Genomic DNA, 16,422 nt, shown 5'->3' on the forward strand with positions numbered 1-16,422 from the left:
GAAAAAAATATTGACTTTAAAGAAAAATATGGTATAAAATGGATTATAAGGGCGTAAAAAAACACAATATCCAATAAATATTATGGGGGGAGTAATATGTTTAGTAGTGCTAGTAGGGGCAGAAGATTTCTAGCTTATCTTATTGATGCAATAATAGTTGGCTTAGTAGTAGGAGGAATATTCTGGCTTATAGGATTTGATAAAGTTTTTAGTGATTATGTTTCAAATTCAAGAGATATAAGTGGGAAAATTGAATTCTTGGGATGGAAAAATAAACTTAATTGGTCTTCATTTTTAGTATATTGTATATATTGTAGTGTAATGGAGGGAAGTAAACTTCAAGCTACACTTGGTAAAAGAATAATGGGGATAAGAGTTATTAAAGATGATGGTGAAGATCTTACCATGGCTACATCATTAATAAGAAATATGTTTAAAATAATATCATATATACCTTGTTCATTAGGATTTATATGGATATTGTTTAGTAGTGAAAAAAAAGGGTGGCATGATTACATTGCAAAGACCGTTGTAATTGATGATTAATATAAGTAATTTTAAAATCAGTTAGTAAGTAGGATACTTATTAACTGATTTTTTATATAAAAGATAATATATGCTATGAAATGTAATCTAACCTAATGATATAATTAGATATACTATTAATAAGGAAAATTCATTTTAGGGTTTTAGTGGAAGGGACAAAAAATGCAAAAAGAAATATTAACTATGAAATTATTGGAAGAGAAATATGGGGTTTGTAGATTAGAGAAAGAAGCGATAATTCCTGAATGGGCAAGTAGAGACGAATTTTTTTCAATAACAAAAACAAGTGATGAGTTATCAATTGTATGTCTTGAAAGAGATATACCAATGGATACTGTATGTGAAAGAGGTTGGAGGATTTTAAAAATAGAAGGACCATTAGATTTTTCCTTAATAGGAATTATGGCCTCAATAAGCTCTATACTAGCTCAAAAGGGAATAAGTATATTTGCTATTTCCACTTATGATACGGATTATATTCTTGTTAAAAATACGGACGTAGATAATGCAGTAGAGACATTAGTAAGTGAAAGGTATAAGGTAATTTAATTGTAGATTATATGTAGTCTATATATAGAATACATATAATCCATCAGTGTACAAGTATGTACACTAGATATAATAAGGAGAGTAGAAAATGAGAAAAAGAGCACTTTTAGTTGTAGATGTTCAGAATGCATTAGTATCAGGAAATCCATTTGCAAGAGAGGAAATTATAAGTAATATAGAGACACTAATTAAAGTTTGTAGAGATAATGGTATAGAAGTAATATATATTCAGCATGGTGATGCAGTAGGTGGAGAGTTAGAACCTAAAACTGATGGTTGGAAGATTTATGATAAGGTAGCACCTAAAGTAAATGAAACAGTTATAAATAAAAATTATAATTCTGCTTTTAAAGAAACAAGCTTAAAGAACTATTTAGATGATAAGGGAATAAGTGAATTAATCATTACAGGTATGCAAACTGAGTATTGTATTGATACTACTTGTAAAGTGGCTTTTGAGTATGGGTTTAAGTTAATAATACCTGAAAAAACAAATACGACCTTTGATAATGGAAAGATAAAAGCAAAGGATGTATATGAACATTATAACTTTAATATATTTAAGGATAGGTTTGGTATGGTAGAAAGCTTAGAGGATACAATAAAAAGGCTATCAATTAAATAATAAAAAACCAGCAAGTTTATGCTGGTTTTAATATTTTAAGTAATTTTAGAGCATTTATGACCGCAAAAATCACATTTATAGGCTATTTTATCATATTGTCTATTATCATAAGCATATGGATTTTCCTTCATAGTTTCACCACATATAGGACAAATTATAGTTTTTGAATTTTCTTTTTGTTTATTTTTTTTAATCATTTAATAACCTCATTCTATAAGAATTCATAGCAGTTTCACCAAGTTTATCTAGAAGTTTAGAGTTTGCATAAGCACCTACAAATGCCCCTATTAAAGGGACTAATTGGAGCATTTTGGCTATATCAATATAATCTCTATATTCTTGCTGAAAATCACGCCAGTTAAACTGATTAATATCTTCAGGAAAGTTTTCAGCAGTATGATTCCAATCTTCCATTTCAGCAAAAACTTTATTTGTTTTACCTTGGCTAGAGAAGGCTAACTGAAATATATAAAGTATATATAAACGCTCTTTATAATTTTTAACATCAAAACCATAAATAGCAGCAGCTTCAAAAAGAAACTTGATTTTTATACCTAGTAATAAAGGAAAATCTGTAAGTCCAACAAAAAAACCAGCAGCTCCAGTTGAAGCACCCTCTACAACGGCTGTTTTTCTATAAAAATCTAGCTTTTCTCTAAATAGTCTTTCTCTAAGTTCAAGAGGCATATCTTTAATGGGCTCTTTTGTTAGATATTCAGAACCGACTAAAACACTTTTAACTAAATTCTTTATAGTAGAAGTCATTACATCGTGATATTTTTCTGGCAAAACACTATTAAATTTATTTTGAGCACCTTTAGCCATTTTGTTTAAAAGTGAAGGCCTTTTTTTCATTTCAAATTTCCATGCTTGAAATTCAGGCATTATTGAGTCTATATAATCATACATATAAAAACCTCTTTCAAAATTTAATTATTTTTAATTATAACATTATTATTATTTATAATTAGATTTTTAAGTTTTTAATATCGTTGGATAATGAGAAATATTGGGCTTCTAATTGGAGTTTTTTTTCATCATCTTTTTCAATAGATATTAAAGATATTAGTTCAGAACGCTTATTTTCTAAAACTAAAAGTTTATCTTTTGCTTCATGTTGTTTATTACTAATTTTAGGTGTATTTTTAAATTCTATATAATCTTTATAATTACCGTTAAACTCCTTAACGGTATTGTTTTCTATTTCAATTATATAATCACATACATTTGAAATAAATTTTCTATCATGAGAAACTATAATTAAGGTTTTATTAGTATTCATAAGAGCAGTTTCTAAAGCTTGCATGGATTTAATATCTAAATAATTAGTGGGTTCATCTAAAATTAAGATATTATTGTCGGAAAGTAGTGTTTTACAAAGAGCAACCTTTACTTTCTCTCCTCCGCTTAATTTTGAAACAAATTTAAATACAGTATCACCTTTAAAGCCAAATCCGTCTAACTTTATTCTAACAAAACTTTCAGTAAAGGAGCAATTTTCTCGTACGTTTTCTAATATTGATTTATTTTCATCTAATATAGTTTGAGATTGATCAAAGTATCCAATTACAGCATTCTTAGAAATTTTTATATTTTCATTGTTGTTATTAATAATCTCATTTAATAGAGTACTTTTACCGCAACCATTGTTGCCAATTAAAGCAACTTTTTTACCATTTTTTACTTTAAAGCAAATATCTTTTAGTAATAATTTATTACTAACAAATAGATTGAGATGTTTAACTTCAATAGGATTCTTTGCTGTAATTTCTAAACCTTCTTTTATTGTTATTTTAATTTCCTTTATTTCCTTTGGTTTTTCTTTCACATCTAAGTGTTCAATTCTACTTTGTATTGCTTTTACACTATTATCTATTTTTGCTTTTGATTTTTGTCCTCCCATTCTGTGAAGTCTAGCTTCTGAGTTACCCATTCTCTTAGGAGTTCTTCTTATTCCATCTCCTAAATTACGTTTTATTAGTATAGCATTTTGGAGCCTTCTTTTTTCTTCTACATATTCATTATATTCTGTTTTAGCTCTTTCTATTTCTAGTTGTTTAAGTTCTAAATATTTTGAGTAGTTACCATTGTAGATCTTTATTTTACTGTCTTTAATCTCAATAATGATATTACATAAGGCATCCAAAAAATTTCTGTCATGTGATACTAAAAGTAATGAACCATTATAGCTCTTAAGCATTTCTTCAAGTACTTGAACACTATTATTATCTAAGTTTGAAGTAGGTTCATCTGCAATTATAAGGCTTTTATTTTCACTCAAAGCTCTAGCAATTTTAAGTTTAATTTTTTCTCCACCAGATAAAAATTCTTCATATTCATCTGGTGCATTGAATAAGCTTTTAACTTTAGTAGCATCAAGTGTACCTAAATAATCATCTTTTTGACTAATATAAGCATAGCTCTTAGTAAGGTAAATGTTTCCCTCTTGGATATCTTCTTCACCAATTAGAGTTTTTATAAGCGTAGTTTTTCCCTCGCCATTTTCTCCAACTAAGCCTATTTTGTGGCCTTCTAATATTTCTAATTTGTCTATATCTAAAATTAATCTATCTCCATAGTATTTTTTTATTTTATTTAATATTGCTAATTGCATAAAAAAATCCCTCCTTAAAATATAGGAGAGAGTATATAGCTATCCTAGTTAAAGGTAAAAATGCATATAACTATCCTATAATCTACTCTCCTTAAAATTAAGCACAACAAAAAAGCCTTCTATATTAGATATAATAAATCTAATAGGTATAATAAATTTAAATTTTTTTGTTATACTTTAAAAGTTTTAAAAGTAGATTATATTCTCATGTTTGAAATTACCTTAACCTTTCTTTAAAATATATAATATTCATTTTTATTATAGCATTTCGAATATATATTTCAAGAATAAAATATAATCATTATGAATTTAAATTTTGGTAAAGAATTTGGTTTGATAAGTCACTATGGAATCTAGTAAGTGTGTTGGGAAAATTAAAAAAATATATTCAAGAGAAAATCTCTTGAATATATTTTTTATGTACAAAGTTATCTATCTTTTAAGTTCTTTAATAAAGCTTCTGCTGAACCTAAGTTGGTAGCAAGAGGTATGTAATGTACATCGCATAATCTAATTAGAGCACTTACATCTGGTTCATGAGGTTGAGCTGTAAGAGGATCTCTTAAAAAGAATACAATATCCATTTGCTTTTCTGCTATCATAGCTCCAATTTGTTGATCACCACCAAGTGGTCCTGATAGAAATCTATGAACATTTAGACCAGTTGCCTCTGATATAAGTTTACCAGTAGTACCTGTTGCAAAAAGTTCATGGCATTCAAGTATGTGCTTGTACCTTTTTGCGAAATCAATCATTTCACTTTTTTTATTATCATGTGCTATTAAAGATATTCTCATAGTACTCCCCCTAAATTTATTTAAAATTAAAGTGTTATATTTAATCATAGTAAATTTATACTATATTATTTAATTTTATAATAGTACATTTTTTATATAAATGTAAAGAAAGAAAATCAGAGGGATGTTATATTGTTAAAGTTTATTTGAATTTTGATTAATAAATATATCAATTATACAAATGATAATTTGTATCTAATAACATTTCTATGGTAATGATATAGACTACTTAAACTTTGTTATTATAGTCATTGTTATACCCATGAGTGTAAAGCAGATACCTACAATCTTTTGTAATGTTTTTTCATTTACTTTATTAGCATATTTAGAACCTATAATTCCTCCAAGAATAGCTCCAATACTTATTAGAATACTTAATTCAATGTCTATATTTCCTCTTGATGCATATCCAATAGTAGAAGAAAGAGCAGTTATAGCCATTATAAGAGTAGAAGTACCTATAGCTTTATGAAGAGGGAAGGACATTATTGCTATTAAAGTTATGAGTATCATAACTCCACCACCTGCTCCAAAAATGCCGCTTAATATTCCTATTCCAAAGCCTATAATCAAAGATGCTAATATTTTTTGCCATTCTTTTTTAAAGTTAAAAACCTTATTTTTAGTTTTTGAATTATTTTTTTCTTTATAACTCTTACGAAAAGTTGATAAGCCTGCAAGTACTAGTACAATTCCGAATCCAGAAGAAAGGTTACCTTCACCCATATTGCTTGCAAATAACGCACCTACTTGAGCACCTATTATAGATGTTAATGCTATCCAAATACCTGATTTTAAATCTATATTTTTATTTTTATAGTAGGAATAAGATACAGTTAAAGAGGCAATAACATCAATTAAAAGACTTGTACCTATTGCGTTATGAACACTAACATTAAAAAACATAGTTAAAATAGGAACTACAATCATAACTCCGCTCGCGCCTATAAGACTTGTTATAGATCCAGTTATAAGCCCAATGATTATCAATAATAAATAAAAACTTAAATTCATAAAATTTAGCCTCCTTATTTTATAGATAAATTAATAAATTCAACTAGAAATTTAATGTTATATGCTTTTTCATCCGCATGAAATTCAAACATTGTTAATATTGAAGTTAATAGACATTCTGCAAGCCTAGTTTTATTATTAAGGTACTTGTTAGATTCATCTACTGTATTAAGTGAATTAAGAAAACTTTCTACTCTTAGAAGTAAATTGTTCTTTAGCTTAATAGCTCTTTCATCCTTCATTAATTCATCAGATGAAGGGGCTATCAAGGCTTTTCCTAAGCCGTTTCGTTCTTCAATGTCTTCGTAAAGTGCTTCAATAAATAGCTCGCTTTTTTCTCTTTTTGATAAAGTAAGAGTGGAGATTTTATCAAGTTTATCAAAGGTACTTTGCCAACTCTCTTCAAGTATGTTTAAGTAAAGTTCTTTTTTATTTTCATAATAATTATAAATAGTTCCAACAGCTATTTTAGAATTTTTGGATATCATTCTCATATCAACGGCATTATAACCAAAATCGATAAAAAGCTTGATAGAGCATTGTTTAATAGTATTTTCAATATCTTTTATTATTTTAGGCATATTAATATCTCCTTTTTTATGAACGACTGTTCATTTTAAGTTTAATAAAATTATATATCTTTTTATTTATATTGTAAAGATGTATATAAATAGTAGGTTTATTAACTTATTAAAGATTTATATGAATTAATAAAGGATATAGAGGAGATAATATTTTACATGATAAAAATAATAAAGTTATGCTTAATTTTTAATATATAGTAGGAGAGAAAAATGTATGAAAAGTGAATTTGATATTGAAACTGCTACAGGAGAACAAGCAATTTTTCTTTGTGTAAAAATAAAAGAGACAAATGAAAAGAATGTTCCTCTTAAGCATGGTGAAATAATTGAAACTATTTGCAAAGTTATAAGAAACTCACAAGGTGATATTATGGCAGGGATAGTTGGTTATATGTATTATAATTTTAAGTATGTATATATTAAGTCGCTTTGGGTTAATACAGCAGTTAGAAATCGTGGGTATGGAACTATGCTACTTGAAAGCTTAGAAAGTGAAGCTTTTAAGGAAGGGATTAAACTTATTCATGTAGGTACGTTTGAGTTTAATGCTAAGGATTTCTATATAAAAAGAGGATACGAGGTGTTCTATGTATTAGATGAGGCAGCTTTAAATAATAAAAGTTATAATATGAAAAAGATTTTAAAAAGTAGTGATAATTTTAATATAGATTATTTAGTTAAAAATGGTGATGAACATGAAGTAAAATATATTAATGATAGAGTAGATGAATACAATTGTAGTAAAGTACCATTTACCAATAAAGAAGTTTTTGATTATATAGACAAAGTTATTAAAGATGAAGAAGGATTTATTATAGCGGGAATAGTAGCTACACTATCACCATGGGTTGATTTGATAATAGAAGGTATATGGGTTAAAGATGAATATGAAGATAAAGGACTTAAAACTAAACTTTTAAAAGAAACTGAGAGAGAATTAAAGGCAAAGGGAGGACATTTAGCTATTGTTGAAACTTTTGATGACAAGGAAAAGGATTTTTTTGCAAGTAATGGATATGAAGTGTGTGCAATATTAGATGAGTATCCAGAAAACTATAAAGCCTACTATATGAAAAAACTTTTTTAGTTAATTTAAGTAGAAGAAAAAAATAATTAAAATCCAAAGTATAGAGAACACTAGGAAAGGCTAGGTTAGATTAATGCTTCGAAGATCCACTTACATTATATAGATATAGGGAAAAGATTATAATAAGTATTTAAGTTTTGGATAAACTATCATTTGTATGAGAATAAAGCATCTAGAAATGAGGTAATATCCTTGAATAAAATGATTTTGAAAGATCTACTTTCTGATAAAACCGTTTTTAGTATAATAGAAAGTTCTATAAATGAACTTAACGTAATTATCCGAATAGAAGATAATAGTGGTAGCTTATTATTTGGAGAACAAGATGATAGTCTTTTATTAGAAACCTGTGATATTAGAGTAGCCAATGATACTATTGGAAGAGTAAAAGGAGATAAAAATGTATATGAGATAGCTTCTTTAATTGGTAGGGTAGCACAAAATCAGGTAGTTAAAGAAGGCTTGTTAAAAAATATTGGAGATAAGAATAAAATAATTAATGTGTTATATAGGCTCTCAGAAATAACTTCTACATCACCTATAAATGAATCAAAATATTTAGTATTAGAAGAAATTATGAATTATTTTGAATCTAATATTGTTTTTATAGCATTAATAGATAAAAATACTAATGAATTAAGTATTGAGTTCCAATTATTTAAAAAGTTTGGAAAAGTTTTATCGAAGAATTTAAGTAAAAATTTTATAAATATTAATAATCCTATAATTAAAAATGTTATAAATACTAATCAAGGTATTATAGTAACAGAAGCTGAAAAGCACCCTGAATTAAGTAAAATGAGTTTATTAATTGCATCATTTATATGTGTGCCAATAGTATATAAAAATAATTCGATGGGGATTATTGTAGTAGCTAATGATAGTGTTTTAGATTACAAACTATCAGATTTAAAAGTGTTTAGTATAATTGCTATGCAAATGGGTATTTATTTGGAGAATTTGAGGCTTTATAGCAATGTAAAAGAAACATTTTTTGATACAGTAAAAGTTATTGCAAAAATAAGTGAAATTAGAAAGAGTTCTCTAGGCAAAACAAATAAAAGACTTTTGAAATTCAGTGTAGATATAGCTAAAAAGATGATGTTATCTGAAGTTGAACAAGGACAGGTTAGACTTGCAGCTATGATTTGCGATATAGGTGAGGTAAGCATAAAAGATGAAATCTTGAGTAAGGAAGGTTCATTTTCAAGAGAAGAGTTTAAAAAATTAAAAGTACATCCTGTTATAGCGGCAGAAATTATACAAGATATATCAACACTTAATCATCTAGTACCAATTATTAGAGGACACCATGAAAGATTTGATGGAACTGGGTATCCCGATAAATTAAAAGGTGAACATATTCCGCTTATATCCAGGATTATTGCTATAGCATCAGAATTTGATGCAATAATTAGTAAGGAAGATTTTAAGATAAATACGGATTTAGATAATGCTATTGAGCAATTGAAAAGTGGTAAAGAAACTAAGTTTGATCCTGAAATAGTAGATGAATTTTTAAGAGTATTAAGAGATAAATCTAAGGAAGAAATTTCAGATTATATTTATAAAGATTAAATATTTATACAGTAAGCTGTTAAGGTAATACTTAATAGCTTTTGTATTATTAAAATTAGATAATCGATGCATTTATAAATCTTATTAATATAGAATTTTATATGTGCTAGATGATAATGTTACAAATTATATTTTTTAGATATACAGATTGAAGATGTTAAGATGACATGCTTTAATAATTATAACAATTTTATTTGCGAGCTAATAAATTCAAGGAATGAGCAAAAAAGGTGTATGTGCAAATAATGGGCCAATAAATTGAATTTTGTGCAAACAATTGGTATTGTGGTTGCTAAAAATAAAAAGGATAATAAAGTCATGGAGGAGCTATGAAGGAAAGAGAAAAACAAATTTTAGAATTTATAATTGAAAATGAAGGAATTGAACTTTGTAAAATACTTGAACACTTCAGCATTTCAAAGAGAACTTTATATTATGATATACAGTCTATTAATTATTATATAAAATCTGCAGGAATAATAAAAAATATAAAACATGGTTTCTTTTTTGTTGGAGATTATACAAAACTATATTCTAAAATAAATTTCAATGACAATAAATATTTAAACTTAGATTGTCGAAAAAATTATATTTTATACAAAATTTTAAACGATGAAAAAGTAACTATTGATATGCTAACAGGAGAAATGATGTTAGCCAAAAATACAATAGTACAAACTATGGATGAAATAAAGGAAGATTTAAAGAAAATTCAACTTAAACTGGTTTATAGAAAAAAATATGAAATAATAGGCAATGAATATAAAATAAGAGAACTATTTTTACTTTTAATGCAAGAAGACGAATCTTTATTAAGGAATATTAGCGAAGAGGTATTAAATTTTGATAGATATTTTTCAATGGGTTTAACAGATTATTCGTTAGGCAATTTGAGTAAATTTGTAAAGTTTATTCATAAAAGAATTAGTGAAAACTTTAGTTTAACCACATATAAGTATAAATGTGACTCAATTAAATTTAAGTATTATACTTTTGTAAAATATTTATTGCCTTTGGATGCAAATGAGGATGAGAAGGCTTATTTAACTGCTTATATAAGTACATTGTCAAGTTTAAATAGTAAAGTTGATGAAATCTTAATAGATAAGTATGTAGATAAGCTTATTAAAAAATTTGAAGTTAGGACAACAATAGTATTAGAAAGTAAAGAAGAATTTAAAAAAAATATAAAAAGACACTTATTATCGTCATATTACAGAATAAAATTTAGCTTTCCTATTAGTAACCCTTCATTGGAAGATATAAAGTTTAAATATGAATCTTTGTATAAGATTATAAAATCAATTATTGAAGATGAAAAGGATTTCTCTGATTTTATTGGTATAAGAGAAGAAGAAATTGGATTTATAGCAGCTTATTTTGCAGGATATTTAAGAGGTGCGAGAGATAAGGGAATAATACAAAATAAGGTTTTAGTGGTATGCCCAAATGGTCTTATGGTTTCTAAAACTTTAGAAATTCAGTTATATAAATATATTCCAACTATTGATATTGTAGGAATAATGTCATTAAAAGAGTTATCAGAATCCGAGATTTATTATGATTACATAATATCAACAATAGAGATTCCAGATAAAGAAAATATAATTGTAGTAAACCCTCTTTTATCTAAGCTAGATATTCAGCTATTAATGAGTAAATTAATTAATTTCAGTGATAGTAATGTTAATTTTGATTTAGAGTTAATAATGCAGGTTATAAAAAAACATACAAAAATTATAAATGAGAAAAAACTTAAGGATGATTTATTCAAAATAATATATAAGTCTGAAGAAAAGGAGATATATCAACCTATGCTAAAAGAATTAGTGACAGCAGAAAGAATTAAAAAAATTAAAGGAGTAAATAGTTGGGAAGAAGCTATAAAGATAGCATCTAAGCCTCTTCTAAAAGATGGTTCAATTGAACAAATTTATGTAGATGAAATGATTCAAAGTATAACAAAACATGGTCCGTATATAGTACTAGCAGATAGATTTGCATTACCTCATGCTAGTTCAAAAAATGGAGTAAATAAATTAGCGATGTCCTTACTAGTTGTAGATGATGAAGTAGACCTTTTGGGGAAACCAGTGAATATATTCATGGTTTTGGCAGCGGTGGATAATAATTCTCATATTAGAGCTTTAGCTTCTTTGTCAGAGATGTTATATGATGAAAAAAATATCAAAAAATTAATTAATGGTAATGAAAGCGAAATATTAGAAATTATAAATAAGCAAAATTAGGAGGAGATAATTATGAAATTTTTAGCCGTTTGTGGATTTGGAGTAGGGTCATCAATGGTATTAAAGATGTCAATTGAAAAGGTTTTAAGGGAATTAGGGGTTGATGCAGAAGTAGAAAATACAGATTTGAATTCTGCAAGAGGTGCAGATTGTGATGTTATATTTACAAGTGCAGAGTTACAAGAAGAGCTAAAGGGAACTTGCAATGTACCAGTATATCCAGTAAAGAAGTATATGGATTTAGCTGAAGTTAAAGATGTTGTTAATAAATATTTAAATGAAAAATAATAAAAAAATTTAAGGGGGAAGAACAAATGATGGATTTTATTACTAACAATATTTTACGTAATCCACCAATGTTACTTGGAATTATTGCGGCTATAGGGTTATTATTACAAAAGAAAAAGATAGCTGATGTTATAAAAGGTTCTTTGTTAGCATCTTTTGGAATGGTTATTCTTGAACAAGGAACAGGAATGTTAGTTGGAGCTATTGCACCGATTAACGGTGCGTTTCAATCATTAAGTGGAAGTGTTAAGTCTGAAGGATTAAATGATGTTACTTTTACAACAACTTATGGTGGGGCTATTGGAATGGCAATGTTTATAGCTTTAGTAATTCATTTATTGATAGCTAGATTTACACCTATTAAGACCATATTTCTAACAGGACACATGTTGTGGTGGTTTCCATTTATTTTTGTTGCAGCTGGGGTTGAAGGAGGATTAAGAGGTGGAGCACTAATTGCTTTTGCTGCCATTTCATCAGCATTATATTGGTCGATAATGCCTTGGATATTAAGAAAATATGTAAGTGCAGTAACTAATGATGACTCATTTACATTGGGGCATCCGTCAGGGTGTTTAACATTAATCTCAGGGTTTGTTGCTAGTAAAGTTGGAAACAAGGAAAAATCTTGTGAAGATTTAAAATTACCAGCAGGATTATCATTTTTTAGAGAAATTTCCATTAGTGGAGGTATAGTAATTTTTATAATGTTCCTTTTAGTAGGTATATTTATACCAGGTGCCTTTGCTAAAACAAATGAAAACATAGTTATATATGCAATTAAGCAAGGCTTTATGTTTGGTGCAGGACTTATTGTAATGTTGCAAGGTGTTAGAATGTTAATTAATCAAATTATTCCAGCATTTAAAGGAATTTCTGAAAAGGTTGTACCAAATGCTATACCAGCTTTTGACTGCCCAATTTTATTTAACTATAAGCCAAATGCAGTTTTAATAGGATTTTTAACAGCAATGATTACTTCAACTGTTATTATACTATTATGTAATTATTTTAATATATTTAATATATTATTAATTCCTCTTGTTATAACTTCATTCTTTGAATGTGGGACAGCTGCAGTAATTGGTGAAGGTCAAGGTGGATTAAAAGGAGCTTTAGTTGGAACATCAGTAGCATCTATATTTATGGTTTGTTTGGTAGGCATATCAGCTTGTGTTTTCTCAAGTACTATTCAAAACTGGATATTAATCTTTGGAGGAAATGACTTATCTTTATTTGGTGTAATTGGTAAGTTTATAGCATCCATATTTGGAGGTTTTTAGTTTATGGATTTTAAGTATATAGATAAAATAAAAGAGCTTATTCAGGTAGTAGAAGTAGAGGAAAGGGAGTCTATGGGAAAAGCTACTGAAATACTTGTACAAGCTATAATGAGTAAAAATTCAATATTTTCATTTGGTGCATCTCACGCAGGAATATTAAGTGAAGAACTTTACTATAGAGCAGGAGGGTTAGTGGTTATTAATCCGGTATTTGCAAGATCATTGATGCTTGATACAACGCCTATAACATATACAAGTCAAATGGAGAGATTGGTTGGGTATGGTACAACTTTAGCTAAGAAAACCTTAATTAAACAGGGAGATGTTGTTATAGTACATTCTGTTTCTGGAAGAAATCCTGTAAGCATTGAATTTGCAATAGAGTCTAAGAAAAAGGGAGCTACTATAATTTGTATAACAAACTTAAGTTACTCTAAAACTGTATCTTCAAGACATCCATCAGGAAAAAATTTATATGAAGTAAGTGATTTAGTTATAGATAATCATGGAGAAAAAGGAGATGCTTGTGTTGAGATAGATGGAGTTGATCAAAAGGTTAGCCCAACATCAACAGTTATAGCAGCAACGATTATGAATTCTATAGTTGCAGAAACAGTACAGGAGTTGACTAATAAGGGAATGAATCCACCACCAATTTTTTATAGTGCGAATATAGATGGTGGAGATGAACTAAATAGGGAAGTATTTAATGAATATAAAGATGTTATTCATTATCAATATTAAGTAATATAAAAAAATTCCTTCACAAAAATTGTGGTAGGAATTTTTTATTTATAAATTAAATTTTTTAAATTGGGAATAATAAAATTTTGAAAATTATTTTATAAAGAAGGTAATATTTGTGATAGATTACTTTAAAAAAATAGATATGAAATTTAGTAAGTATATAAATGAAAATTTGAGAAGTTATTTATTAGATAAGATTATGAGAATAATAACAAGGTTAGGGGATTTAGGTTTTGTGTGGATAATAATAGGAACTATATGTATTTTAAAAAAGACATATAAAGTGGAAGGGAATATGATATTGTCTGCATTAGTGGTAAGTACAATTTTAGGTGAAGGAATAATTAAACATACTGTAAAAAGAGAGAGGCCATCTGCAGTTGAGGAAGAAGAATTAATTATATCAAAGCCTAAAACATATTCCTTCCCATCAGGTCATACTGCCTCTTCATTTGCGGTAGTCGGGATATTAATAGCTACAGGGAGTAGGCTTAAAATTTATGCATTAATTTTAGCTATATTAATAGCTTTTTCAAGAATATATTTAAATGTACATTATTTATCTGATGTACTTAGTGGAGTATTATTAGGTCTTATTTGTTCATCTATTGTATTTTGTTATATTCAGTTGTAGTTTTAAAATAGATGCTTTGCTATAATAATTAGTAGAATTAGCATAGGCAGAGGAGATAATAATGAACATTACAATAATATCAGTAGGAAAACTTAAAGAAAAATACTTAAAGCAGGCTATAGAAGAATATTCAAAAAGGCTTTCAAGATACTGTAAGTTAGAGATAATAGAACTTCCAGATGAAAAAACACCAGATAATGCATCTGAAAAAGAAGAACTTCAAATAAAAGAAAAAGAAGGTACTGCTATATTAAATAAAATAAAAGATAATATGTATGTAGTAGCAATGGATCTAAGAGGAACACAAATGACATCAGAAGAATTATCAAGCTTTATGCATGACTTAGGTGTTAGAGGAGAAAGCAACCTTTGCTTTATAATAGGGGGAAGCCTAGGGCTTTCAAAACAGGTAATAACAAGAGCTAATCATAAACTATGTTTTTCCAAGATGACATTTCCACATCAATTATTTAGGGTAATGCTATTGGAGCAAATTTATAGGGGATTTAGGATAATGAAGAATGAACCGTACCATAAGTAAGCCTCCAAATTTTATATTTGGTCAGGCGAACTTACTCCTATGAGCGTAGGCGAGTAGGAGTTTCATATAAATAAATGAGGTTTTCACTAAATTTAGATATTAATATTGAGTTATGTCATTTTGAAAGACATAACTCAATATTTCTTGTAACCTTTTTAGTTATTTATCATTTGTTTAAGTCTTCGAGCTAACCAATAGCAAGCAAATCCAATGCCACAGCCAATTGTATTTAAAATAAGGTCATCAACATCTGATACTCTACTAAGAAACGGAAGTTGGACAATTTCAATAGTTAATGAAGCAAAAAAAAACTACCATTATATAAATAATTTCTTTATCACATTTATTTTACCTGAAATGAGAAATAATAAAGACTTAATACTTGGGGAGTTTTTTAATTGAAACAATAATCTAAAACATTAATATCTTTTATGTATTTACTTAGTGTATAAGCGATACCATCTTCTTCATTAGATAAAGTCACTTCATCAGCAATAGCTTTTAAATCATCTACGGCATTACCCATAGCTACTCCAATACCAGCATATTTAAGCATTGAGGCATCATTATGCCCATCTCCAAAAGCAATCATTTCTTCTCTTTTATACCCCATAGGAATTAGCACACTATCTAAAGCTTTAGCTTTATCAATTCCATTAGCAGTAAATTCAAAGTAGAAGGGAGCTGTAAACATACAACTTAAAGTGTCTTTAAATGGTGCCATCATTTCTTTGTAATTCTCCTGTAGGTATTCAGGTTCCCCCGCAGTTAAAATTTTATTTAGTGGGTAGTCAAGAAAGGCTGCTAAATCATCCTTTTCACATAATTTAAATTTACCACCACGAGATTCATATTGAACTATGTTCCAAGTTTGTCCATTGAAATGTATCTCATTGTTAAAAACGTCAGTAACATACATATAGTCATCTTTATCAATCATAGGTATAACATCAAATTTCTTCATATGTTCAAGAATTGCTCGTCCATCTTCAACGCTCATTGTTTCATTAAATAAAACTTCGTTAGTTTCACAATCGAAAACCTTAGAGCCATTAAAAGAAACTAAGAGTCCATGATTTTTATCCATTTTTAATTCTCTAGATAAATCCATTAATCCGGATATAGGTCTTCCAGAGGCTAAAACTAAGATGATTCCTAATTCCTGTGCTTTAATTAAAGCATCCTTAGTCTTTTCACTAACTATATTTTTGCTAGTAGTTAATGTTCTGTCCACATCAAGAATAATTACTTTTATATTCGTCATATATCTTACCCCCACCATAGCT

Annotated in this window: 19 protein-coding genes; 11 read left to right on the top strand and 8 right to left on the bottom strand. The window is 27.7% G+C overall.

The genetic code is table 11. The features are described 5' to 3' along the window. Positions 1-96 precede the first annotated feature (96 nt). The 3 genes from BUB01_RS17145 (at position 97) to BUB01_RS17155 (ending at position 1,720) form a co-directional block, all read left to right on the top strand. The gene (locus tag BUB01_RS17145; RefSeq protein ID WP_072990903.1) at positions 97-546 is read left to right on the top strand and encodes an RDD family protein; all 450 of its coding nucleotides are present in this window, start codon (positions 97-99) and stop codon (positions 544-546) included. Positions 547-708: 162 nt separating this feature from the next. Further along, positions 709-1,095, top strand: a complete 387-nt coding sequence (locus BUB01_RS17150) for an ACT domain-containing protein (RefSeq protein ID WP_072990907.1) — start codon at positions 709-711, stop codon at positions 1,093-1,095. 88 nt (positions 1,096-1,183) lie between these two features. Further along, positions 1,184-1,720, top strand: a complete 537-nt coding sequence (locus BUB01_RS17155; protein WP_072990910.1) for a cysteine hydrolase family protein — start codon at positions 1,184-1,186, stop codon at positions 1,718-1,720. A 35-nt stretch (positions 1,721-1,755) separates the two neighbouring features. Here the strand turns inward: BUB01_RS17155 and BUB01_RS23520 are convergent, their stop codons facing one another. From BUB01_RS23520 to BUB01_RS17180, 6 genes are all read right to left on the bottom strand, one after another. Further along, positions 1,756-1,917, bottom strand: a complete 162-nt coding sequence (locus BUB01_RS23520; protein WP_200802905.1) for a hypothetical protein — start codon at positions 1,915-1,917, stop codon at positions 1,756-1,758. After that, a complete protein-coding gene (locus BUB01_RS17160; RefSeq protein ID WP_072990913.1) occupies positions 1,910-2,629 on the bottom strand; it encodes an EcsC family protein in 720 nt (239 codons plus the stop codon). Before BUB01_RS17160 ends, BUB01_RS23520 begins: the two co-directional genes overlap by 8 nt. 58 nt (positions 2,630-2,687) lie before the next feature. Then, on the bottom strand, positions 2,688-4,334 hold the full coding sequence (gene cplR / locus BUB01_RS17165; protein WP_072990916.1) for an ABC-F type ribosomal protection protein CplR: 1,647 nt from the start codon (positions 4,332-4,334) through the stop codon (positions 2,688-2,690). Positions 4,335-4,762: 428 nt separating this feature from the next. Then, complete coding sequence (gene mgsA, locus BUB01_RS17170) at positions 4,763-5,131, bottom strand: methylglyoxal synthase (RefSeq protein ID WP_072990919.1); 369 nt, start codon at positions 5,129-5,131, stop codon at positions 4,763-4,765. A 225-nt stretch (positions 5,132-5,356) separates the two neighbouring features. Next, positions 5,357-6,145, bottom strand: coding sequence for a sulfite exporter TauE/SafE family protein (locus tag BUB01_RS17175; protein ID WP_072990922.1), 789 nt, complete (start codon positions 6,143-6,145; stop codon positions 5,357-5,359). Positions 6,146-6,159: 14 nt separating this feature from the next. Next, a complete protein-coding gene (locus tag BUB01_RS17180) occupies positions 6,160-6,726 on the bottom strand; it encodes a TetR/AcrR family transcriptional regulator (RefSeq protein WP_072990925.1) in 567 nt (188 codons plus the stop codon). Positions 6,727-6,943: 217 nt separating this feature from the next. Here BUB01_RS17180 and BUB01_RS22770 point away from each other — a divergent pair, with 217 nt between their 5' ends. The 8 genes from BUB01_RS22770 (at position 6,944) to rlmH (ending at position 15,136) form a co-directional block, all read left to right on the top strand. Next, on the top strand, positions 6,944-7,816 hold the full coding sequence (locus tag BUB01_RS22770; RefSeq protein ID WP_084108943.1) for a GNAT family N-acetyltransferase: 873 nt from the start codon (positions 6,944-6,946) through the stop codon (positions 7,814-7,816). Between the two features lie 201 nt (positions 7,817-8,017). After that, complete coding sequence (locus BUB01_RS17195; RefSeq protein ID WP_242958434.1) at positions 8,018-9,394, top strand: HD domain-containing phosphohydrolase; 1,377 nt, start codon at positions 8,018-8,020, stop codon at positions 9,392-9,394. A gap of 329 nt (positions 9,395-9,723) precedes the next feature. Further along, positions 9,724-11,643, top strand: coding sequence for a BglG family transcription antiterminator (locus BUB01_RS17200; RefSeq protein ID WP_072990931.1), 1,920 nt, complete (start codon positions 9,724-9,726; stop codon positions 11,641-11,643). A gap of 12 nt (positions 11,644-11,655) precedes the next feature. Next, positions 11,656-11,931: a PTS sugar transporter subunit IIB gene (locus BUB01_RS17205; protein ID WP_072990934.1), complete on the top strand. Its 276-nt coding sequence runs from the start codon at positions 11,656-11,658 to the stop codon at positions 11,929-11,931. A gap of 26 nt (positions 11,932-11,957) precedes the next feature. Further along, on the top strand, positions 11,958-13,214 hold the full coding sequence (locus tag BUB01_RS17210) for a PTS ascorbate transporter subunit IIC (RefSeq protein ID WP_143152525.1): 1,257 nt from the start codon (positions 11,958-11,960) through the stop codon (positions 13,212-13,214). A 3-nt stretch (positions 13,215-13,217) separates the two neighbouring features. After that, on the top strand, positions 13,218-13,958 hold the full coding sequence (locus BUB01_RS17215) for an SIS domain-containing protein (protein ID WP_072990937.1): 741 nt from the start codon (positions 13,218-13,220) through the stop codon (positions 13,956-13,958). Positions 13,959-14,076: 118 nt separating this feature from the next. Next, entirely contained in the window at positions 14,077-14,595 is a 519-nt protein-coding gene (locus BUB01_RS17220) for a phosphatase PAP2 family protein (RefSeq protein WP_200802906.1), read from the top strand. A 61-nt stretch (positions 14,596-14,656) separates the two neighbouring features. Next, positions 14,657-15,136, top strand: coding sequence for a 23S rRNA (pseudouridine(1915)-N(3))-methyltransferase RlmH (gene rlmH / locus BUB01_RS17225; protein ID WP_072990940.1), 480 nt, complete (start codon positions 14,657-14,659; stop codon positions 15,134-15,136). 155 nt (positions 15,137-15,291) lie between these two features. On the opposite strand, the gene BUB01_RS24015 is transcribed toward rlmH, so the two are convergent. Both BUB01_RS24015 and BUB01_RS17235 read right to left on the bottom strand, forming a co-directional pair. Further along, entirely contained in the window at positions 15,292-15,426 is a 135-nt protein-coding gene (locus tag BUB01_RS24015; protein WP_084108967.1) for a VanZ family protein, read from the bottom strand. Between the two features lie 104 nt (positions 15,427-15,530). After that, complete coding sequence (locus BUB01_RS17235; protein WP_072990943.1) at positions 15,531-16,400, bottom strand: Cof-type HAD-IIB family hydrolase; 870 nt, start codon at positions 16,398-16,400, stop codon at positions 15,531-15,533. Between the last annotated feature and the right edge of the window lie 22 nt (positions 16,401-16,422).

Source organism: Clostridium cavendishii DSM 21758 (assembly GCF_900141845.1).
Classification (GTDB): Bacteria; Bacillota; Clostridia; order Clostridiales; family Clostridiaceae; genus Clostridium_AG; species Clostridium_AG cavendishii.